The following is a 21528-nucleotide window of genomic DNA, read 5'->3' as shown; positions in this document are numbered from 1 at the left end:
TCCGGGCTGGGAAGAGGGGTGCCTTCAAAGATTTCCGCGCAACCCCCTCATTTCAAGGCGCAACCGGTCAAATCACGCCGACGAGGTCGAGAACGCCCGCGACTGCTACCGCACCGCCACACACGCGCACCGCCCGGTCCGACTCGGCCTGCGTCACCGCGATCGACAGGCCGAGCCCGCCGCAGGCCACCAGCATCAGCCCGGCGGCGAAGCCAGCCCAGTAGAGCGGCGGCCCCTGGTGGGTATGGCCATGGAACACCGCGGCGACCGCGGCGACCAGTACCGCCAGCACGGCCGGCGCCCGCACCCCCAGCGCCACCAGCGATCCAATCACGACCAGCGAAGCCGCCAGCCCCGGACCGGCATAGGGCAGCCGCAGCCCCATCTGCGCGGCGAAGCCCGCCGCCAGCGCCGCGGTCACGGCGGCGGCCGGCACCTGCCAGACCGCAGTGCCGCCGGCCTGCCCCGCCCATAGGCCGATGCCGAGGATGCCCAGCAGATGCTGCAGCACCCACACCGGCGTGGTCAGCCCGTTGCCGAAGGCCCCCGTCACCGTCGTCATGCGCCCGCATCCTCCGTCCGTTCCTAATCACGGGGCCGGTATGGCGGCAGAGCGGGTGCGGGGTCAAGCCGCCAAGGCGGAGGCTGCCGGGAGGATGCTGCCGGAGGAATCCTGCCGGGAGATTAGCGTGCCAGCGGGTCGCCCCACTGGCGCAGGTCGTTCTCGCGCTTCATCAGGTCGCGCTGGCCCAGCGGGTCGAGCCGCCCCATGGCGTCGTCGGTGCGCATGCGGTCCACCTCCGGCCGGATCAGGTCGCGCTTGAAGGCGTCGGTGGCGCTCTGCGAGGAGGGCGGGGGCGGCACCGGGATCGGGCGTGGCGGCTGCGGCAGGGCGGCCGGGTCGGGCGGGGGCGACGAACTGCCGCGGGGACGTTTGGGGGGCGGCCGGTCGGTGTTTCCCGAGTTGGTGTCTCTGGGGTTGGCGCGGGGCTGCGCCTCCTCGGCCTGCCGCGGCCGGGCGGCGGTGCCGGGGCTGGAGTCGCGCGACTGCTCCGCCTGGATCTGGCTCCAGGTCCGCCGCTCCCCGCCTCCCGGGACGAATGTCTGGTTGTAGACCGGCGGGAAGGCCTGGGCGCGGCCGGGGGCATCGTCGCGCAACTCCGACGGCGTACAGGCGCCTGCGGCCAGCAGAAATGCCAGCGGAGCCAGACGGCGGACGACGAGACGCGGGAGATGTGGGGTCATGAACTGAATGTCGGCACTGCCGAACGTTTCGGCAAGATGACCCTAAAGGAGGGACTCCCCTCGCAGCCAAGCTGGCGCTAGAGTGTTCTTTCTTTGTTCTGATTGTTGGTTCCCGTATGACGCGCTTCCCTCGCCACCCGCCCTTATCCCCCTCTCCCCCCCGGGGAGAGGGTCGGGGTGAGGGGGAGCCGCTGCAGGATGCTGGCAAAGGTCCCGCAGCGCGTCCCCCTCACCCTAACCCTCTCCCCGGGGGGAAGAGGAAAATTTGCCTCGGGGTGGAGAGGCGCCGCCGCATCCTCGCCCTATGGCTGCCACGCCTCCCGACCGACGCGCGGGAGCGGAGCATGCCGTCCGAGTTGCGGGCCCGCCCCTTCGCCTTGCTGCGGACGGAACGCCAGCGGCGGATGGTGGTCGCGGTCAACCGGGCTGCTGCGGCGGCCGGCATCGGCCCCGGCCATACCCTCAGCGATGCCCGCGCCCTGGAACCGGCGCTGGAGGTGGCGGAGGCGACGCCGGAGGCCGATTCGGCCCTGCTCGGCCGCATCGCCGACTGGGCGCGGCGCTACAGCCCCTGGACCGCGGCGGACGAGCCGGACGGGGTGGTGATCGACATCACCGGCTGCGCCCACCTGTTCGGGAACCATCTATGTGAGGGCGAGGCGGCTCTGGCCGCCGACCTGACTGGCCGGCTGCGCGCCGCCGGCTTCAGTGCCCGCGCCGCCATCGCCGACACCCCCGCCGCCGCCTGGGGGCTGGTGCGGTTCGGCGGTCCGGAGGATCGGCGGCTGGAGCGGCTGGACGGCCTGCCGCTGGCCGCCCTGCGCCTGCCCATGGAGATGGTGGAGGGGCTGCATGCGCTGGGATTGCGGCGGATCGGCGATCTGCATGCCATGCCGCGGGCCGGCCTTGCGGCGCGGTTCGGGGCCAAGTTGCTGCAACGATACGATCAGGCCTTCGGCCGGCTGGACGAACCGATCTCCCCGCGCCGGCCGGTGCCGGAGCACCGCGAGCGCCTGACCTTCGCCGAGCCGATCTCCACGCCCGAGTCGATCGCCGGGGCGCTCCGCCATCTGCTGGGCCGGCTGTGCAAGAGGCTGGAGGCGGCGGGGCAGGGGGTGCGTCGTCTGCGGCTGGACGCCCACCGCACCGACCAGCGGGTGGACGACGAACCGCAGAGCCTGACGCTCGGCACCAGCCGCCCGACCCGCGATCCGGCGGCGCTGGCCCGGCTGGCCGCCCCGCTGCTGGAGCGGATCGACCCCGGTCCGGGGCTGGAGACGCTTGTGCTGTCCGCGACGGAGACAGGGCCGCTCACCGCCATCCAGACCGGCATCGATGGCGAGGGGATTGACGGCGGATTGGCGGAACTGGTCGACCGGCTGGCTCTGCGGCTGGGGGAGCGGGCGGTGCTGCGGCTGGTGCCGCGGGAAAGCTGGCTGCCGGAACGCTGTGTGGCGCCTTTGGCGCCGGTGGAAGCCTTGCCGCTGCCGAAGCCCTGGCCGGCCGGCCGGCCGCGGCCCTTGCGCCTGCTGACCCCGCCCGAACCGATCGAGGCCACCGCCCCGCTGCCCGACGACCCGCCGCTGCAGTTCGTCTGGCGCGGCCTGCGCCACCGGGTGAGCCGGGCCGAGGGGCCGGAGCGGATCGAATGCGAATGGTGGCGTCCGGAGGGATCGCTGGGGCTGGCCGTGCGCGATTACTACCGCGTGGAGGATGGCGCCGGCCGCCGCTTCTGGCTGTTCCGCGCCGGACTGTACCGGCCGGGGGAATGGCCGCGCTGGTTCCTGCACGGGTTCTTGGGGTGAGGTGCTTTTGGGATGGAGGCGTTAGACCCCCACCTAACCTCCCCCGCTGGGCGGGGGAGGGACTGCCGCTTTTCTGTAAAACGACAGGTTTCCGAACAAGCGCTTGTCCCCTCCCCCGCCCAGCGGGGGAGGGTTAGGGTGGGGGTAATACCAGGGCAACAATACCAGGGATCAGATCACCCCAGCCCCTTCTGCCCCATCTCCAGGAACTTCTCGCGGCGCTTGGCGCGGAGCGTGACGCCGTCCAGCCCGTCAAGTTCGCCCAGCGACTCCTCGATGCAGTCGCCGAGCTTCTTGATGGTCTCGGCCGGGTCGCGGTGGGCGCCGCCGATCGGCTCGCTCACCACGCGGTCGATGACACCCAGTTCCTTCAGGTCCTGGCTGATCAGGCGCAGCGCGATGGCCGCCTCGCCCGCCATGTCGGAACTGCGCCACAGGATCGACGCGCAGCCTTCCGGCGAGATCACCGAATAGATGGCGTGTTCCAGCATCAGCACGCGGTCGGCGGTGGCGATGGCGATGGCGCCGCCCGATCCACCCTCGCCGATGACCGAGGCGACCATCGGCACGTTCAGCCGCAGGCAGCGCTCGATGCTCTTGGCGATGGCCTCGGCCTGGCCGCGCTCCTCCGCCTGCACGCCGGGGAAGGCGCCGGCGGTGTCGACCAGCGAGACGACCGGCAGTTTGAAGCGGTCGGCCAGATCCATCAGGCGCTGGGCCTTCCGGTAGCCTTCGGGCTTCGCCATGCCGAAATTGTGGCGGACGCGCGATTCGGTGTCGTTGCCCTTTTCCTGGCCGATCACCACCACCGAACGGCCGCGGAAGCGACCCAGACCGCCGATGACCGCGCGGTCCTCGGCGAAATGGCGGTCGCCGGCCAGCGGCGTGAAGTCCTCGATCAGGCCGTGCACATAGTCCAGGCAGTGCGGACGATTGGGGTGGCGGGCCACCTGAACCTTCTGCGCGGGCGTGAGCTTGGCGTAGGTCTGCCGCAGGAGCTTGTCGACCTTGGCCTGCAGCTTTGCAACCTCGTCGGCGATGTTGATGTCGCCGGCGTTGGTCAGGTGCCGCAACTCCTCGATCTTGCCTTCAAGCTCGGCGATCGGCTTTTCGAATTCCAGGAAGGTCTGCATGCCGGACACGGGTGGTTGGCGGGGCGCACGAAAAAGCGCGCGCTTGGTTAGCACGCCCGGCGCGCCTGCGCCACAGCGGAAAGATGCGGGACGGCCTGGGAAGGGTTCCGCGACGAACCCACAGGGTTTATCCTCATCCGCCGCGGAATTCCAACCCTAATCATTCCGGGGCGACTCCAGACCGATGACCTCCTTCAAGGACCATTTCTCCGGCCATGCCGGCGATTACCGCGCCTTCCGGCCGACATACCCGGATGCTCTGGCGGACGCATTGGCCGATGCGGCTCCGGCCCGTGGGCTGGCCTGGGACGTCGGTTGCGGCAACGGGCAATTCTCCGTCGCGCTCGCCGCCCGCTTCGAAGCGGTCCATGCCACCGATGCCAGCGCGGAGCAGATCGCGCAAGCCGAACCTCATCCCAGTATCCGCTACGCCGTCGCCCCGGCGGAGGACGGCGGCCTGCCCGACAACTGCTGCGACCTGATCGTCGCGGCGCAGGCGGCGCACTGGTTCGACCTGGACCGCTTCTACGCCGAGGTGAGGCGGGTGGCGAAGCCGGGGGCGGCGGTGGCGCTGGTCTGCTACGCGTTGCAGCAACTGGACGATCCGGTGCTCGACCCGGTGGTGGAGCGTTTTCACAACGGCACGCTGGGTCCCTACTGGCCGGCCGACCGCTGGAAGGTGGTGAACGGCTACCGTGACCTCGACTTCCCGTTTGCGACAGTGCCGGTGCCGCCGCTGGCGATGGAGGCAGTCTGGTCGCTGCCCCGGCTGCTCGGCTACATGAACACCTGGTCGGGGGTGAAGGCGGCGACCCGGGCGCTTGGGCGGAATCCGCTGGAGGAGTTCGCGGAGGAGATCGCGCCGCTGTGGGGCGAGCCGGAGCGCGAGCGGCGGATCCGCTGGCCCCTGACGGTCAGGCTGGGACGGGTGGAGTAGAGTGGAGGCCCGGCCTTGCCCCCACCCCCGCCCGTATCGTGTATCGCGGTCCTACATCGGGTCCAGTTCCGAATCCCAATAAAGAAAATCCCGCCAACTCTCGTGAAGGAAGTTTGGCGGGAAGGCGCGTCCGTTCTCCTGCAGCTCGTAGGCGGTGGGCTGGAAGGGCGGACTGAGCGGGATCATGCCGCAGACATGGGGAAGCCGGTCGCCCTTCGCCAAGTTGCAGGCGGAACAGGAGGTGATGACGTTTTCCCACGTCGTCCGACCACCGCGGGACCGCGGAATCACATGGTCGAAGGTCAGGTCGTGGGTGGGGAAGGGGCGGCCGCAATACTGGCAGGTGAAGCGGTCGCGCAGGAAGACGTTGAAGCGGGTGAAGGCCGGACGGCGCGTTGCCGGAATGAACTCTTTCAGAGAGATGACGCTGGGCAACCGGACTTCGAAACTTGGGGATCTGACGACCCGGTCATAGTGCGATACGATGTTGACCCGCTCCAGAAAGACCGCCTTGACCGCTTCCTGCCAGGACCATAGCGACAAGGGGAAGTAACTGAGCGGGCGGAAATCCGCGTTCAGCACCAGAGCCGGACAGTGATCGGGTGGTGGAGCCAATGGCCACTCCCTTGTCTGAAACCGTGTCTGGATCCCGGCACGCGACACCAAGGCGGCTTTGTGCGCGGGGGCGTGTCTACTCCGCCCCGGCGGCCGGCCCAACTGCTGGATCGCCGATCCGGGACAACCAGATACATAGTGGATCGGCGGCCCGGACTCAACATCTTGACCCGGTGGGGCCGAATTTCTTCACCGTTATGTAACCTTTTTCGCGCTGAGGGCATTACCGGCAGGGGCGGGAACCGGTCATCCGGCATCACGCGCGGCGGCTGTGACATCGGGAAAAAAGACCAGCGCTTGCCTTGCTCGCTTACCCCTCGTTAACCATAGCGGCGCCATGGTGGGTCTCGTTGATCCAAGCCGATCCTGCCGGCCCGAGCCGACCGGAAGCGACCCCGAGGAAAGTCCGCCATGACCGCCGTCATCATCGACCTCGCCCAGAAGCGCCGCGAACGCGAGGAGCGGGAGCGCCAGATCCGCATCGACGCTTTCGACCGCGAGCTGCGCCGCCGCCTGGCGCTGTATCTGGAGGGCGAAGAGATCCCGGTCGAGCCGATCCGCGACAATCCCTACATCTGAGACCAATCGGATCGTCACATCCCGCGCCCTGTCCGGCGCGCGATCCGGTATAAAGCGGGAATGAGCGATCTCGTCACCCGCTTCGCCCCCAGCCCGACCGGGCACCTGCATCTGGGGCATGCCCATTCCGCGCTGTTCGGCTGGACCACCGCCCGCAGCGCCGCCGGCCGCTTCCTGTTGCGGATCGAGGACATCGATCCCAACCGTTGCCGCCCCGACTACGAGCGCGACCTGATCGAGGATCTGGCTTGGCTCGGCCTCGACTGGGACGGCCCGGTCCGGCGCCAGTCCGACCATTTCGACGATTTCCGCGCGGCACTGACCCGGCTCGAGTCGCTGGGCGTGCTCTACCCCTGCTTCTGCACCCGCAAAGACATCGCCGCAGAGATCGCGCAGGCCGGTGCAGCGCCGCACGGCCCCGACGGTCCCCTTTATCCCGGCACCTGCCGCCACCGCCTGCCCAAGGAGCGGGCGGAGCGGATCGCCCGTGGCGATGCCTGGGCACTGCGACTCGACGTGGCCGCCGCCTGCCGGCTGACCGGACCGCTGCGCTGGCATGACCGCGCCCAGGGCTGGCAGGAGGCGACTCCGGAACTGCTGGGCGACGTGGTGCTGGCCCGCAAGGACACGCCGACCAGCTATCACCTCAGCGTCACCGTCGACGACCATCTGCAGTGCGTGACGCTGGTCACCCGCGGCGAAGATCTGTTCTTCGCCACCCACCTGCACCGCCTGCTGCAGGCTCTGCTGGGCTACGACCCTCCCGACTACCACCATCACGGCCTGCTGCGAAACGCGGCGGGCGAGCGGCTGGCCAAGCGCGACCGCGCCCAGACCCTGCGCTCGCTCCGCGACGAAGGCCGCAGTCCGGCAGAGGTCCGGGCGATGGCCGGGTTTGCCGGGGCAAGGTTTGCGGAATGGGACTCAGCCCATTTGCGCCACCGGTAGAGCGGGACAACGGGCGGTGCTCCGCCCGGCGGCGTTGCGCAGTGCCTCGGGCGTCAGGCTCTCCTTGCCCAGCAGGGCTTCGGCGGCCAGCCGGCCGGAGATGACGCAGGCCTCCACGCCGGGGCCGGGGAAGACGCCGGCGCCGGTCAGGCACAGGCCGGGGATCGGGCTGCGGCGGGTCAGCCGATGCTGGTCGGGGGCGATGCCGTAGATGCTGCCGGCGCTGGTGTGGGCATAGCGGGCGAAGGTGGCGGCGCTGGCCTCCTGCCGGGTGGTGATGTGCCGTTCCAGATCGGGGATCAGGCTGGAAGCAGCGGCGATCATCGCATCGCCCTCCGCCCGCTTGCGCGCCTTGTAGGCTGGGTCGGCGCGGTTCCAGCCGGCATCGGCCGGGGCCAGCCGCAGCAGAGCCACCGCGGCATGCCCTTCGGGGGCGAGGCTGCGGTCGTGGGTGGACGGGACGGCGATCGCCATGCCGAAGCCGGTCTGATCCCGCGGCAGGAAGGTCATCGCCGGCAGGTCGGGGACCATGTCCAGCCCAAGCGTGACCATGAAGGCCGAGGTGGACGGACGCAGCGCCGCGCAGCGGGCGGCATAGGCGGCCGGCAGATGCTTCGCCCCCACCAGTTCCAGCATGGTCCGCCGCACGTCGGCGTTTGAGATCACGGCCGGAGCACGGACGGTGCGGCCATCGGCGGTCTCAACCCCGGCGGCGCGGCCGTTCTCGACCAGGATACGGGTGACGGGGGTGCGCAGCCGGACCTCTCCGCCGTCGGCGCGGATCGACTGGGCCAGCGCATCGGCCAGAGCCTGCGACCCGCCGGCCGGATAGTAGCCGCCGGAGAACCAGTATCCGAAGATCGGCGCCATCTGGCCGGCCGTCAGCAGTTCCGCCCGGTCGCTGAGATAGCCGGTCAACACGGTCAGCAGGCGCTGGCCGGCGCGGTCGGGGATGTAATGGTCCAGCATCTCCTGGAAAGGCCGGGCCATCCAGCGCATGGCGTGCGGGCTTTCCGTCACATAGCGCCGCATCGCCGCCACCGATTGCGGGATGTTGGGCAGGCCGCTGTCGGCGCAGCCGCGATACATGTCGTCATAGACCGCCCGCATCTCCGCCAGGAAGGCGGCGGCTCCGGCGGCGCTGGGCGGGTGGTCGGCGGCGATCTGGGCGGCCAGTCCATCGGCATCGTCGGCCAGTTGAAGCAACTTGCCGTCCAGCGCGACGCCGCGGTTCACCGGCTGCCAATCCACCCGGTCCTCGACCCCCAGCGAGCGCAGCAGATGGTCGACCGGACCGCCGGGATGGGCGCCGCTGATGTCGTGGACGCCGGCATCGAAGACGTAGCGGAAAGGCTCGGCGCCCGGTTCGCTGCGGTTGCGCGCCTTGACCGTCCAGGAGGTGCAGAAGCCGCCGGGACGGTCATGCGCCTCCAGCACCGTCACCCGTGCCCCGGCCCGCGCCAGCAGCGCCGCCGCCGTCAGGCCGCCGATGCCGGAGCCGACCACCACCACGTCACGCTCGTTCGGCGTTGCACGCGTCCGGTTCAGGATCGCGGGCGCCGGCCAGGGATGCGGATCGGCTTCGGCCAGCCGGCGGCGCATCGCCCGACCGACGATCCAATCCGGCAGCAGCCGGTTGGCGACCATGCCAAGTGCGCTGCTGCCGATGGAGAAAGCGGCCTCCCAGCCGGGCAGGGCGGCGAAGCCGAGACCGCCGATCAGGAACAGCACGCCCCAGACCGCTGTCATCAGCCGGTTGACGGCGACGAAATGCGGCAGGTGCCAATACTCGCGCGGCCAGTCGTCACGGGCATATTGGAGGGTGAAGGGGCTGCCGGCTGCGATGCTGCCGAAGGCCATGGCCGCCAGCGCCAAGTGGATGGAAAGGCCGAGATTGTGGACCGGCCAATCCCAGCCGAGCGGACCGCAGACGGGCAGGATGGCGAAGAAGGCGGCAGCCACCAGTTCGGGCGCCTTGAGGGAGCCGCGCAGCCTGTCGAGGACGCAGAGCGCGAGGCTGGCCGCCAGTGCCGTGAGGGAGGCCGGCAGCAGTCCGCCGAGCGGCAGGACGGCGCCGAACAGCAGCCAGGGAGAGAAGCCCAGCAGGATACGGAACGCGATGGGAAGCTTGGCGTGCGTGCGCATCGGGATGGTGCCTTCGCGGTTGGTGTGCGTTGCGAAGGACCATCGTCGGCAGGCGGGTGTACGTGCCAGCGCGGGTGCGTAAGAAGCGGGTTTGGCTTCGTGAACTGCGGCGTACGGCGGTTCGCGATGCGTGAAGTGCGGGGGCGTACGGGTGAGAGCGGGGTGTACGTGTGGGGGAACGTTAAACCCCCACCTATCCTCCCCCGCTGGGCGGGGGAGGGACTGCTGCCACTCTCCCACATCAGCACTTACCCCCTCCCCCGCCCAGTTCTCGCACAAAGCTATGCTTTGTGCTGACGCGGCAGGCGGACCGTAGGTCCGCTGAGAGCGGGGGAGGGTTGGGGTGGGGGCCGCGCGGCCGCGGCTACAACGGCCGCCTTGCCTTCAGTGCGGCAGTCAGCGTGCCGTCGTCGAGATAGTCCAGCTCGCCGCCGACCGGGACGCCGTGCGCCAGACGCGAGACCGACACGTCGGACTCGGTCAGCCGGTCGGTCACCACATGGGCTGTGGTCTGGCCGTCGACGGTGGCGTTCAAGGCCAGGATGATCTCGTGCACCGCCGGGTCCTTGGCGCGTTCGGCGAGGCCGGCGATGTTCAGGTCGTCGGGGCCGACGCCCTGCAAGGCCGACAGCAGGCCGCCCAGCACATGGTAGGTGCCGCGGAAGGCGCGGGTGCGTTCCAGCGCCCACAGGTCGCCGGCATCCTCCACCACGCAGATGACCGAGCGGTCGCGGGTGGGGTCGGAGCAGACGGTGCAGGGATCGCGGCTGTCCAGGTTGCCGCAGACGGAGCAGGCGCGGATCGACTCGCCGGCCGCCGCCATCGCCTCCGACAGGGGAACCAGCAGGCTGTCCCTCCGCTTCATCAGATGCAGTGCCGCCCGCCGCGCCGACCGGGGACCGAGCCCCGGCAGCTTGGACAGCAACTGGATCAGGCGTTCGATTTCAGGTCCGATCATGGATGTGCAAATCCGCCTCTCCCCTCCGGAGAGAGGGGATTTTCACAGATACTGTAATAGTTCAGAACGGCAGCTTCATGCCCGGCGGCAGCTTCAGGCCGCCCATCAGCTTCGAGGTCTCGTCCGCGACGTGCTGTTCGACCTTCTTCTTGGCGTCGTTGAAGGCGGCGACGATCAGGTCCTCCAGCACCTCGACGTCCTCGGGATCGACCACCGACTTGTCGAGCTTGACCTTCTTCATCTCGCTCTTGCCGTTGACGGTCACGACGACCATGCCGGCGGCGCTCTGGCCGGTCACTTCGACCTGCTCCAGGCTGGCCTGCATTTCCTGCATCTTGGCCTGCATCTGCTGGGCCTGCTTCATCATGTTGCCGATATTCTTCATCGGTCAGTACTCTCCTTCGTCGTCGAGGGGGTAGTAGACCCCATCGTCCTGCTGCTGAACCATGAAATCGGGTGTCTCGCCGTCATCCGCAACCACCGCACTCTCCGCCGCGGCAACTTCGGCGAGGTCGCGGATGTCGATGATCTTCGCACCGGAAAAAGCGTCGAGCACGGCGCGCACCACCGGGTTGGCCTCCGCCTCCGACAGCGCGCGTCGCTTTTCGGCTTGGCCCTGCTCGGCCAGCGTCGGCTGGGCGTTGCCTTCCGACAGGGCGACGATCCAGCGATGGCCGGTCCATTCGGTCAGGAACTGCCCGACCTTGGCCGGCAGGGTCGGCGGGGCGGCGGGGCGGAGCTTCAGTTCCAGCCGGCCCGGCTCCATCCGGACCAGCTGCACCGTTTCCATCAGATAGCCGTAGAGCGCGCCTTCGCGCCGGTCGGAGAACAGCTGCACCAGCGCACGGAAGTCGTGCGGCATCGGCGACAGCTCCTCGCCGGCCGGGACGGCGACGGGGGCAGGGGCGGCTTGCGCCATGGGAGCGCTCTGCGGCTGGGCCGAGCCCATCGGGCGGGCAACCGCATGCGTCGCCATGGAAGTGGATTGGCTGGCGACCGCGACGGGACCGCCGCCGCCGCCGGGGCCGCGGCCCATCGGGGCGCCTCCCCCCCCGTTGGCTCCGCCATTGGCCTGCTGGGCCTGGAACTGGCGGATCAGCTCGCCCGGCGTCGGCAAATCGGCGGCGTAGGACAGGCGGACGATCACCATCTCCAGCGCCTGCTGCGGCACCGGGGCGGCCTGCACCTCGTTCAGCCCCTTCAGCAACAGCTGCCACGCGCGGGTCAGCGCCGGCATGCCGAGCTTGGTCGACAGGGTGGCGCCGCGCGTGCGCTCCGCCTCCGGCAGGGAGGGGTCGTTGGCGCTGTCGGGCACCACCTTCAGGCGGGTCAGGTTGTGGACGAGGTCCAGCAGGTCCTGGAGGATCACCACCGGATCGGCGCCGACACGGTGCAGGTCGGCCAGGATGTCCATCGCCTCGGCGGGACGGGCGGAGACGGCGGCCTCGAACAGGTCGATGACGCGGGTGCGGTCGGCCAGACCCAGCATGTCGCGCACCTGCTGCGCCGTGACGGTGCCGGCGGCCAGCGCGATGGCCTGATCGAGCAGCGACAGCCCGTCGCGCACCGACCCGTCGGCAGCCCGTGCGATCAGGGCGGCGGCGTCGCCCTCGATGTCGGCGCCCTCCAGGGCGGTGATGCGGGTGAAATGCTCCTTCAGCACCTGGGCGTCGACCCGGCGCAGGTCGAAGCGCTGGCAGCGCGACAGCACCGTGACCGGCACCTTGCGGATTTCGGTGGTGGCGAAGACGAACTTCACATGGCTCGGCGGTTCCTCAAGCGTCTTCAGGAGCGCGTTGAACGCGCTCTTCGACAGCATGTGGACCTCGTCGATGATGTAGAGCTTGTAGCGGGCCGAGACGGGGGAATAGCGCACGCCGTCGATGATCTCGCGGATGTCGTCGACGCCGGTGTGGCTGGCGGCGTCCATCTCCATCACGTCGACGTGGCGATCCTCGGCGATGGCGCGGCAATTGTCGCAGACGCCGCAGGGGCTGACCGTCGGCCCGCCGGTGCCGTCGGGGCCGGTGCAGTTCAGCGCGCGGGCGATGATGCGGGCGGTGGTGGTCTTGCCCACGCCGCGCACGCCGGTCAGCATGAAGGCCTGGGCGATGCGGCCGGACTGGATGGCGTTGGTCAGGGTACGGACCAGCGCATCCTGCCCGATCAGCTCGTCGAAGGTCTTCGGCCGGTATTTGCGCGCGAGCACCCGATAGGCCTGCCCGGTGGCGGGAGCCGTGGCGGGGGCGGAAGCGGGAGTGTCGACTGTGGTATCGGTCACGCGGCTGGCCTGTCGAAACGACGGGAGGGGATTTGCGGGCCGCAGGATAGCGTCCCGGCGCCGCGCTGTCGCCGTCTGTTTCGTGCTGGCAATTTTCGGATAGGGTGGGAGACTGGACGAACGACCCGAGCCGTAACTCGTTGCGGCTGCTTCCTTCCGGACCTGACCGGGTTGGCGAGGGACTCGTCCGACGCCAGTCTCCCGCCGCTGTTATGGGCATTTGCGCGGGCGGATGCAAGAGGAAACGGTTCGTGTGCGGGGGCTGCCGGCGGACTACGGGTGATTATTTTTCGGACTATAATTTATGGTTCCGCCCATGATCGGTCCTGATGGGGGCTTTGCCTTCCAGGGGTGGGTGGAGGCGATAAAAAAGGGGGATGCCGCGGCACCCCCCTTCGACTGCGTGGAATCGAACGTCCCTTACTTCTTCAGCGCCGCCACGCCCGGCAGCTCCTTGCCTTCCAGCCATTCCAGGAAGGCGCCGCCGGCGGCGGACACGTAGGTGAACTTGTCCTCGACCCCGGCATGGGCCATCGCCGCCACGGTGTCGCCGCCGCCGGCGACCGACAGCAGGCCGCCCGATTCGGTGCGGGCGGCGACCAGACCGGCCACCGCGTTGGTGCCGGCGTCGAAGGGCTGGATTTCGAAGGCGCCGAGCGGGCCGTTCCACACGACGGTCTTGGCGCCCTGCAGTTTCAGGCCCAGGTACTCCACCGTCGCCGGGCCGATGTCGAGAGCCATCTCGTCGGCGCCGATGGCGTCGAAGGCGACGACGCGGTTGGCGGCGCCGGCCTTGAACTCCTTGGCGACGACGAAGTCCTTCGGCAGCAGGATCTCGCAGTTCGATTCCTTGGCGGTCGCCATGATGGCGCGGGCCTGGTCGGCCATGTCCTTCTCGCACAGCGAGGCGCCGACGTCGGTGCCCTGGGCGAACAGGAAGGTGTTGGCCATGCCGCCGCCCAGAACCAGCAGGTCCACCTTGCGGACCATGTTGCCGAGCAGCTCCAGCTTGGTGGAGATCTTGGCACCGCCGACGACGGCGGCGACCGGGCGCTCCGGCTTCTCAAGGGCCAGGGTCAGGGCCTTCAGCTCCGCTTCCATCAGGCGGCCGGCGGCGCTGGGCAGCAGGCGGGCGACACCCTCGGTCGAGGCATGGGCGCGGTGCGCGGCGGAGAAGGCGTCGTTGACGTAGAGGTCGCCCAGTTCGGCCATCTGCTTGGCGAAAGCCGGGTCGTTCTTTTCCTCTTCGGCGTGGAAGCGGGTGTTCTCCAGCAGGACGATGGCGCCGTCATGCACCTTGGCGATGGCCTCCTTCGCCTTGTCGCCGACGCAATCCTCGGCGAAGGCGACCTTCTGGCCGACGGCGGCGCTCAGCGCATCCAGCACGTTGCGCAGCGAGTTCTTGGCGTCCGGGCCGTTCTTCGGGCGACCGAAATGCGACAGGACGACGACCTTGGCGCCCTTGGAGGACAGCTCCTTCAGGGTCGGGGCGAGGCGGTCGATGCGGGTGGTGTCGGACACCTTGCCGTCCTGCATCGGGACGTTCAGGTCGGCGCGCACCAGCACCGTCTTGCCGCTGACCTCGAGGTCGTCGATCGTGTTGAAATCGGTCATCTTCACACTTCCCCTGATAATGGCCGTTTCCCGTCCGGGATCGGCCCTCGGTCGATTTGCCGGAACCCAATCACAGCGCCGACCGCATTGCAACGCCCCAAGGGTGGGGTGAAATGGGGCATATTGACCCTGCAACCCCTGTCAAAGCGCTACGAACGAAAGGAAGATGCGGGGAAGATGGGTACTGCAACCCCAGGCTTCTGCAACATTTCCGTAACTTGACCCTGTCCATGGCCTGTGCAAACACCCAACTGTAGGCCCATGGGCCGTAAAACGGGGGTTGAAGCGCAGGCGATGGCTGAGGCGGACATCAACCGCGAGACGGAATTGAAGCTGGCGGCAAAGCCGGAAGACTTTGACACGCTGCGTGCCGCTCCCGCCATTGCGGACCGGGCAACCGGACCGGCAACGGCGAAGACCCTGGAAAGCACCTATTACGACACCGAAGACCGCCGGCTCGCCGCGCGCAAGGTGACGTTGCGGGTGCGCAAGACCGGCGACGGCTATGTCCAGACGGTCAAGTCCGCGCCGGACGAGGACGGGCTGGGACGCGGGGAATGGGAATGCGCGGTGACCTCCGCCGTGCCCGACCTGACGCTGATCACCGACGGCGCCGCCATCGAACTGCTGGGAACGCTCAGCGAATCGGAACTGCAGCCGGTCTTCACCTCGGTCGTCGAGCGTACGATCCAGGACGTGACGCTGGGCGAGGGGGGTGACGCCGCCGCCATCGAGGTCGCCTTCGACCGCGGCCGGATCCTGCTGCCCGACGGTCGGTCCAGCGACCTGTGCGAGGTGGAACTGGAGTTGAAGAGCGGTTCGCCCACCGCACTCTACGATCTGGCGCAGGAGCTGACGAAGGCGGCACCGCTGCGGCTGGAGATGCGCACCAAGGCGGAGCGCGGCCACGCGCTGGCGAATGGGGCGACCGAGAAGGCGCTGAAGGCGGAAAAGCTGCTGCTCGACCCCGAGACGACGGTGGAAGGGGCGGTCGCCCGCATCGTGCGCGCCTGTCTTGCCCACATGGTCGCGAACGAAGCGGTGACGCTGGCCGGCGACGATCCGGAGGGCGTGCACCAGATGCGCGTCGCGCTGCGCCGGCTCCGCTCGGCCATCGCACTGTTCCGGCCCTTCATTCCGGCCGCGCAATATCTCTGGCTGGTCGGCGAGATCAAGTGGCTGGCCGGCAGCCTGGGGCCGGCGCGCGACTGGGACGTGTTCGGCGAGGAACTGCTGGCCCCGGTGCGCGACGCCTTTCACAAGGCCGACGGGCATGGCCGCTCGGCGGTGGAGGATCTGGACACGCTGGCGGCGGCGGCCGAGGCGAAGCGGCTGCGCGCCTATGAGGGCGTGCGCGAGGCGATCCGGTCGGACCGCTACACCGCCTTCCTGCTGGGCGTCGGCGGCTGGGTGGAGAAGCGCGGCTGGCGCGACCAGCCGGTCAGCGAGGATTCGGTGCGGCTGTTCCAGCCGGTGATCGGGCTGGCCGACCATCTGCTGAACAAGCGCCACAAGAAGGCCAAGCGGGCAGGACACGGCTTCGCCCATTTGCCGGTGGCCCAGCGCCATCAGCTGCGCATTGCCCTGAAGAAGCTGCGTTATGCCGTGGAGTTCTTCCGCAGCCTGTATGACGACAAGCCGGTGCGCCGCTACATCCAGCAGCTTGCCGCCTTCCAGGACGCGCTGGGCCACCTGAACGACGTGGCGACGGCGACGCGGCTTCTGCACGAGCTGCATGACGACGGCAGCCGCTCCGCCCCCGGCGAGCCGCGCGCGGCCGGCATCGTCATCGGCTGGCACGCCCGTGGGGTTGCCGACACCGAAGCGGCGCTGGTCGCCCTGTGGCATGATTTCCTCGACACCAAGCATTTCTGGTCGAAGCCGGACCCAGCGGTGTAGAGTCCGGCCCCATGCTGACCATCCTCGTCGCCAACATCAAGGGCGGCTGCGGCAAGACGACCGTCGCCACCCATCTCGCCGCCGCCTCCGCCGCGGCGGGCCTGCCCACGGTGCTGGCCGACGTGGACCGTCAGCACTCCTCGCTCGGCTGGCTGGAGCGCCGGCCGGGACAGGCGCCGACCCTAGTCGGGCTCGACTGGGCCAAGGACTTCTCCGATGCGCCGCGTGGCACCAAGCGGCTGGTGATCGACGCGCCCGCCGCGCTGAAGACCAAGCAGATCGAGGATCTGGTGAAGATGGCCGACGTCGTCGTGCTGCCGGTGCTTCCCGGCGCCTTCGACGAACAGGCCACCCAGCGCTTCCTCACCAAGCTTGATGAGTTGAAGCGCATCGCCAAGAAGAAGACTACGGTGGCGGTGGTCGGCAACCGCATGCGCGCCCGCACCAGGGCCGCCGACCGGCTGGACCGTTTCCTGGGCGGCATCGGCCATCAGGTGGTGACCCGCCTGCGCGACAGCCAGATCTATGCCGATGCGGCCGAAAGCGGCCTCAGCCTGTTCGACATGCCGGGCAAGCGCGCTGCCGAGCATCGCGGCGACTGGCAACCGCTGCTGAGCTACATCGACGGGGTTTGAGAGAAGGGGGCTACATGCGGCCTCCCCTACACCCGCACCACCACGAACAGCCATTTGGTCGGGATCAGCGTGTTGCCGCTGGAGTGCTCCGGATAGGCGGCCTCCAGGCGGCGGCGGTAGGCGGCGAGGAAGCGGTCGAGTTCGGGACCGGTCAGGCGATCCATCACCGGCGCCAGCGCCGCCTGATGCAGCCATTGCAGAAGCGGAACGTCGCCGTCGAGGACGTGGAAATACTCGGTCTCCCACAGCTCGATGGACGCCCCTTCCGCGCCGAGCCAGTCGTAATAATCCTGGGCATCGTAACCCCGGCCCTCGGTCAGCGGAGCCGCGGGCCAGGCGCCATGAAGCCGGTCCGCCCAGGGGCCGTCGGCGGCGGTTTCCAGAAGCAGGCTGTGGGTGGTCTGGTCCTGCGGGCGGGGCAGGGCGACGGCCAGCACGCCGCCGGGGCCGAGCGATTGCAGCAGTTCGGGAAACAGCCGGTCATGCCCGGCCACATGCTGAAGCCCGCCGGCCGAGATGACGAGATCCGTCGGCCAGTGCGGACGCCATACCGCCAGATCGGCGTGGAGATAGCGCACGGGCGACGGCGTGTCGGCGGCCCAGCGCAGCATCGCCTGCGAATGGTCGACCGCCAGAACGTCGGCCTGGGGCCAGCGCGCCGCCAGCAGCCGGGACAGCTGCCCGGCGCCGCAGCCGAGATCGACGACCGAGCGCGGTATGAGGGAGGAGGGAAGCGCCGCCGTCAGGTCGATGACGGGACGGCGGCGCAGGACATCGAGCGTCGCGAAGGCGTCAGGGTCCCATGCCATGCTGTGTGTCATGTGGCACCCGCTTTGTTGGGCTTACGCCCTCCAGCCTTCGCGTCGACTGTCGGGACTCCGCAGATCGGAGCCCGTACGGTCAGTGGGCGGAGCCCATGCGGTCGAAATAACGGCCGATCGACGCGAAGATAAAAAGCACGCAGCCGAGGAAGACGATCAGGCCACCGATGGCGAATGCGTCGTCCGCCGCGCGCGAGGAGGCGAGCAGACCGATAAAAGCCATGAGGCCGGCGAGGATGGGATTGATCCAGTAGGAGAAGGCTTTCACGTCGCGAAGTCCTTTCAGAACAAGGCGTTGGTGGAGGGAAAGCGCCCGCCTCCCGCCCCGCCGGGCTTCCCGCGAACGCTTCGTCATTGAAGGGATTCTGCGGGACGGAACCCACGGAATCAATGCGACACAAATGACTTGTGCTCTGCAACATCTACCGGATCGGTTTCCTTGTTGCCTTGCGGTATGTCAAGCGCGAAGACCGTTCCGGCCGCATCGCTGCGCACCAGCCGCAGTTCCCCGCCATGGGCGCGCAGCACCTCCCGCGCGATGGCGAGGCCGAGGCCAATCCCGCCGGCACGGGCCGATCCGGCAAAGGGCTGGAACAGGTTCTCCCGCGCCCGCGGCGCCAGTCCCGGACCATTGTCGGCGATTGTCAGGGTCAGCAGGCCCGCCGACCTGGCCTGGACCGCGATCCGCACCCGGCCGGCGCCGGCCTGCACCGCGTTGCGGCCGAGATTGACCAGCGCACGGCCTAGCTGTGCCGCATCCACCGGCGCCGGCGTGCCGGCGGGGATGTCGTTGATCCACTCCGCCTCGACCCGTCCGCCGTCGGGGTGGACGGTGGCGAGCACCTCCGCGCCGGCCTCATCCGCCACACGGTGCAGGTCGGTGGGAACAGGGGACAGCGGCAGGACGCCGTCGCGGGTGAAGGACAGCGTCTGTCCGCACAGCTCCACCGCGCGGTCGAGCGAGGCGACCAGCCGCGGCGTCACCCGCCGCACCTCCGGGTCGGCGCTCTCGGTCAGCCGTTCCGACAGGAGGGAGGCGGTGGACAGGATGCCGCGCAGGTCGTGGTTGATCTTCGCCACGGCGGTGCCCAGCGTGGCGAGCCGTTCGCGCTGGCGCAACGCCGCGCGCACCGTGCCCTGCATGGCGGCAAGCTCGCGCTCCGCCACGCCGATCTCGTCGGCGCGGGCTCCCGGCACCAGCGGCGGGGCGCCGTCTGGGTCGCGGCGGAAGGCGACGACCTCCGCGGTCAGCCGCCGCATCGGCCGCACCAGCAGCGCATGCAGCGTGAGATAGACCAGGATCGCCGCGATCAGCGAGATGGCGACCGACACCGCCAGGATGCGGCGGGAGAACTCCAGCATCGCGTCGATCAGGGGCCGCTCGTCCATCGTCACCTCGACGCGCTGGGCGGGGTCGTTGGGCGAGCGGTCGATCACCCGGATCACCCGGTTGCTCGGCGGCCCGAAGGCGCCTTCCAGGGCAAGACGCAGGGCGTGGCCGGCATCGACGATCTGCATGCCCATGCCGGTGGTGCGGAGATCGTACACGGCATCGACCTGCGGCGGCATCGGGCGCGACAGCATGTAGACCCGCGCGCCCGGCTGGATCAGGTCGATGACATGGGTTCCGGTGTAGGCCAGCAGCTTCGCCTGCAGCTCCTTCGTCACCATCAGGTCGGGGGCGGCCTCCACCGACAATGCGGCGATGTGGGCGGTGGCCAGCCGCTCCTCCAGGTAGCTCATGCGGAAGCGGGCGATAGAGGGGGTGTAGATCAGCACCTCCGCCAGCAGCACGAACAGGATGGTCAGCACCAGCAGCTTGGCCGACAGGCTGGTCGCGACGGTGTGGCGGGGCATGGGGGAACGGAGCGTGTGTTGCAGGAACGCCATCCTACGACGGTGACAAACGAGCGTCACCCCCGCCAGGGCTCCGATGCGCTGGCGTTACCGCTTTGGCGTTGGTAAGACAGGCGCCATGAGCGACCTTGCCCGTCACATCGATTCCCTGTCGCGCGCCAACGTGCTTTGCCTTGGCGACGTGATGCTCGACCGTTTCGTCTATGGTTCGGTGGACCGGGTGTCGCCGGAGGCGCCGATCCCCGTCCTGCGCGTGGAGCGCGAAGTGCCCAAGCTGGGCGGCGCCGGCAATGTGGCCGCCAACCTCGTGGCGCTGGAGGCGGCCTGCCGCTTCGTCTCGGTGGTCGGGCGCGACGGCATCGGCACCGACCTGCTGGCCCTGCTGCGGCGCGAGGGCGTCAGCGACGGTGCAATCGTCATCGAGGATGGGCGCCAGACCACGGTGAAGACCCGCTTCATCGCCGGCCAGCAGCAGCTCTTGCGCACCGACATCGAGACGGTGGTGCCGATCACCGTCGCCGACCGCGTGCTGGAACGGGTGCGCGAACTGCTGCCCGACGTGGGCGGCGTCATCCTGTCCGACTACGGCAAGGGCGTGCTGACCGACGATCTGGTGATGGCGGTGATCGCCGCCGCAAGGCAGGCCGGGCGCACGGTGGTGGTCGATCCCAAGGGGCGCGACTACCGCCGCTATCGCGGCGCCGACATCGTGACGCCCAACCGCAAGGAGCTGATGGAGGCCACCGGCCTGCCGGCCCGGACGGACGAGGAGGTGGTCGCCGCCGCGCGTCACCTGATCGCCACATGCGGCATCGGCGCCGTCGTCGCCACCCGCAGCGAACAGGGCATGTCGGTGGTGACGGCCGAGGATGCGGTGCATCTGCCGGCCGAGGCGCGCGAGGTGTTCGACGTTTCCGGCGCCGGCGATACGGTGGTGGCGACGCTGACCGCCGCGCTGTCGGTGGGGATCGATCTGGTGGACTCGGCGCGGCTGGCCAATCTGGCGGCCGGCATCGTGGTGGGCAAGGTCGGCACCGCGGTCGTCCGCTCGGCCGAGCTGCTGTCCGGCCTGCACGAGCAGGAGTGGCGCCAGGGTGAGGAGAAGGTGGCGACCCGCGACACCGCGGCGGAGCGGGCGGAGCGCTGGCGGCTGCGCGGCAAGCGCGTGGGTTTCACCAACGGCTGCTTCGACCTGCTGCACCCCGGCCATATCTCGCTGCTGAAGCAGGCGCGGGCGGCCTGCGACATTCTGGTCGTCGGGCTGAACAGCGACGAATCGGTGAAGCGGCTGAAGGGCGAAAGCCGGCCGGTGCAGAACGAGACGGCGCGCGCCACGGTGCTGGCGTCGCTGGGCTGCGTCGATCTGGTGGTGATCTTCGGCGAGGACACGCCGGAAACGCTGATCCGGGCGCTGCGCCCGGACGTGCTGGTCAAGGGCGCCGACTACACCATCGCGACGGTGGTGGGGGCCGATTTCGTCCAGAGCTATGGCGGCAAGGTTGTGCTGGCCGAACTGGTCCAAGGACAGAGCACGACCAACACCATCAAGCGCATGAAGAGCTGAGACAATCCGGCGGGCCGTCGCCGTGGGTATGAATTGTCACTTGTAAGCGGCCAATGCATGGCCCATCTATGGGTAATCGACGTTGCTCTGGGCTTTGTTATTCCGATCCGTCACACGGATTTGGGTCTCTTCCCCGAAGTGAAATTGATGCGCCTGCGCAACCTCGCGCAGGGCAACGCCAGGAAGGGAACTGACCCATGGCTATCGGTACCGTCAAGTTTTTCAATTCCACCAAGGGCTTTGGCTTCATTCAGCCGGAAGACGGCACGGCCGACGTGTTCGTCCACATCTCTGCGGTGGAACGCGCCGGGATCAGCAACCTCGGTGAAGGCCAGAAGCTGTCCTTCGACGCTGTTCGCGATCCGCGCCGCGGCAAGGTTGCGGCCGAGAACCTGCGCGCGCTCTGAGCGCAGCAGGTTCGAAGAGGAAGGGCGGCTCCGGCCGCCCTTTTTCGTACCGGAAATTGGGAGCGCCGCAGCCGGGATCACTGAT

The 21528-nt window shown here is 69.1% G+C and carries 20 protein-coding genes and 1 other RNA gene; 8 read left to right on the top strand and 13 right to left on the bottom strand.

All coding sequences use genetic code 11. The annotated features are described in order from the left end of the window. Positions 1-67: 67 nt before the first annotated feature. Positions 68-562, bottom strand: coding sequence for a HupE/UreJ family protein (locus ACWPKK_RS10800; protein WP_324869446.1), 495 nt, complete (start codon positions 560-562; stop codon positions 68-70). A gap of 122 nt (positions 563-684) precedes the next feature. Further along, positions 685-1245 carry a hypothetical protein gene (locus tag ACWPKK_RS10795; RefSeq protein ID WP_452003647.1) on the bottom strand — a complete coding sequence of 187 codons (561 nt, stop codon included), beginning with the start codon at positions 1243-1245 and terminating at the stop codon, positions 685-687. A 344-nt stretch (positions 1246-1589) separates the two neighbouring features. Between ACWPKK_RS10795 and ACWPKK_RS10790 the strand changes: the two genes are divergently transcribed. Further along, positions 1590-3050 (top strand): Y-family DNA polymerase, encoded by a 1461-nt coding sequence (locus ACWPKK_RS10790; RefSeq protein ID WP_452003645.1) that lies wholly within the window; start codon positions 1590-1592, stop codon positions 3048-3050. Positions 3051-3226: 176 nt separating this feature from the next. On the opposite strand, the gene ACWPKK_RS10785 is transcribed toward ACWPKK_RS10790, so the two are convergent. Then, positions 3227-4183 (bottom strand): acetyl-CoA carboxylase carboxyltransferase subunit alpha, encoded by a 957-nt coding sequence (locus tag ACWPKK_RS10785; protein WP_452003643.1) that lies wholly within the window; start codon positions 4181-4183, stop codon positions 3227-3229. Between the two features lie 184 nt (positions 4184-4367). Here ACWPKK_RS10785 and ACWPKK_RS10780 point away from each other — a divergent pair, with 184 nt between their 5' ends. Continuing rightward, positions 4368-5120 (top strand): class I SAM-dependent methyltransferase, encoded by a 753-nt coding sequence (locus tag ACWPKK_RS10780; protein WP_452003641.1) that lies wholly within the window; start codon positions 4368-4370, stop codon positions 5118-5120. Between the two features lie 51 nt (positions 5121-5171). Here the strand turns inward: ACWPKK_RS10780 and ACWPKK_RS10775 are convergent, their stop codons facing one another. Further along, entirely contained in the window at positions 5172-5735 is a 564-nt protein-coding gene (locus tag ACWPKK_RS10775) for an HNH endonuclease (RefSeq protein ID WP_044550074.1), read from the bottom strand. A 411-nt stretch (positions 5736-6146) separates the two neighbouring features. Between ACWPKK_RS10775 and ACWPKK_RS10770 the strand changes: the two genes are divergently transcribed. Together ACWPKK_RS10770 and gluQRS are read left to right on the top strand one after the other, a co-directional pair. Continuing rightward, positions 6147-6314, top strand: coding sequence for a hypothetical protein (locus tag ACWPKK_RS10770; RefSeq protein ID WP_014248815.1), 168 nt, complete (start codon positions 6147-6149; stop codon positions 6312-6314). 60 nt (positions 6315-6374) lie between these two features. Then, positions 6375-7262, top strand: coding sequence for a tRNA glutamyl-Q(34) synthetase GluQRS (gluQRS, locus tag ACWPKK_RS10765; RefSeq protein WP_452003638.1), 888 nt, complete (start codon positions 6375-6377; stop codon positions 7260-7262). On the opposite strand, the gene ACWPKK_RS10760 is transcribed toward gluQRS, so the two are convergent. From ACWPKK_RS10760 to ACWPKK_RS10735, 6 genes are all read right to left on the bottom strand, one after another. Then, positions 7239-9407 (bottom strand): phytoene desaturase family protein, encoded by a 2169-nt coding sequence (locus ACWPKK_RS10760; protein WP_452003636.1) that lies wholly within the window; start codon positions 9405-9407, stop codon positions 7239-7241. The genes gluQRS and ACWPKK_RS10760 overlap by 24 nt on opposite strands. A 364-nt stretch (positions 9408-9771) precedes the next feature. Then, positions 9772-10365, bottom strand: coding sequence for a recombination mediator RecR (recR, locus tag ACWPKK_RS10755; protein ID WP_452003634.1), 594 nt, complete (start codon positions 10363-10365; stop codon positions 9772-9774). A 61-nt stretch (positions 10366-10426) separates the two neighbouring features. Next, positions 10427-10750 (bottom strand): YbaB/EbfC family nucleoid-associated protein, encoded by a 324-nt coding sequence (locus tag ACWPKK_RS10750; protein WP_109110420.1) that lies wholly within the window; start codon positions 10748-10750, stop codon positions 10427-10429. A 3-nt stretch (positions 10751-10753) separates the two neighbouring features. Continuing rightward, positions 10754-12646 (bottom strand): DNA polymerase III subunit gamma/tau, encoded by a 1893-nt coding sequence (locus ACWPKK_RS10745; protein WP_452003631.1) that lies wholly within the window; start codon positions 12644-12646, stop codon positions 10754-10756. Between the two features lie 104 nt (positions 12647-12750). Further along, positions 12751-12848, bottom strand: an RNA gene (ffs, locus tag ACWPKK_RS10740) — signal recognition particle sRNA small type. Between the two features lie 218 nt (positions 12849-13066). Then, complete coding sequence (locus ACWPKK_RS10735) at positions 13067-14260, bottom strand: phosphoglycerate kinase (protein ID WP_452003628.1); 1194 nt, start codon at positions 14258-14260, stop codon at positions 13067-13069. 294 nt (positions 14261-14554) lie between these two features. Here ACWPKK_RS10735 and ACWPKK_RS10730 point away from each other — a divergent pair, with 294 nt between their 5' ends. Continuing rightward, positions 14555-16159 carry a CYTH and CHAD domain-containing protein gene (locus ACWPKK_RS10730; protein WP_310111738.1) on the top strand — a complete coding sequence of 535 codons (1605 nt, stop codon included), beginning with the start codon at positions 14555-14557 and terminating at the stop codon, positions 16157-16159. Between the two features lie 11 nt (positions 16160-16170). Continuing rightward, positions 16171-16794 (top strand): ParA family protein, encoded by a 624-nt coding sequence (locus ACWPKK_RS10725; RefSeq protein ID WP_324869435.1) that lies wholly within the window; start codon positions 16171-16173, stop codon positions 16792-16794. Positions 16795-16820: 26 nt separating this feature from the next. Here ACWPKK_RS10725 and ACWPKK_RS10720 read toward each other — a convergent pair whose 3' ends face one another. From ACWPKK_RS10720 to ACWPKK_RS10710, 3 genes are all read right to left on the bottom strand, one after another. Next, a complete protein-coding gene (locus ACWPKK_RS10720) occupies positions 16821-17603 on the bottom strand; it encodes a methyltransferase domain-containing protein (protein ID WP_452003624.1) in 783 nt (260 codons plus the stop codon). A gap of 91 nt (positions 17604-17694) precedes the next feature. Further along, the gene (locus ACWPKK_RS10715) at positions 17695-17970 is read right to left on the bottom strand and encodes a hypothetical protein (RefSeq protein ID WP_452003622.1); all 276 of its coding nucleotides are present in this window, start codon (positions 17968-17970) and stop codon (positions 17695-17697) included. A gap of 32 nt (positions 17971-18002) precedes the next feature. Next, complete coding sequence (locus ACWPKK_RS10710; protein WP_452003620.1) at positions 18003-19472, bottom strand: sensor histidine kinase; 1470 nt, start codon at positions 19470-19472, stop codon at positions 18003-18005. A gap of 118 nt (positions 19473-19590) precedes the next feature. Between ACWPKK_RS10710 and rfaE1 the strand changes: the two genes are divergently transcribed. Both rfaE1 and ACWPKK_RS10700 read left to right on the top strand, forming a co-directional pair. Beyond that, positions 19591-21036, top strand: a complete 1446-nt coding sequence (rfaE1, locus tag ACWPKK_RS10705) for a D-glycero-beta-D-manno-heptose-7-phosphate kinase (RefSeq protein WP_452003617.1) — start codon at positions 19591-19593, stop codon at positions 21034-21036. 197 nt (positions 21037-21233) lie between these two features. Continuing rightward, positions 21234-21443, top strand: a complete 210-nt coding sequence (locus tag ACWPKK_RS10700; RefSeq protein ID WP_149222407.1) for a cold-shock protein — start codon at positions 21234-21236, stop codon at positions 21441-21443. The last annotated feature ends 85 nt before the right edge of the window (positions 21444-21528 follow it).

The organism is Azospirillum largimobile, from assembly GCF_977007025.2.
Note: the sequence above shows the minus strand (reverse complement) of the source record. Positions and strands in the feature narration are given on the sequence as shown.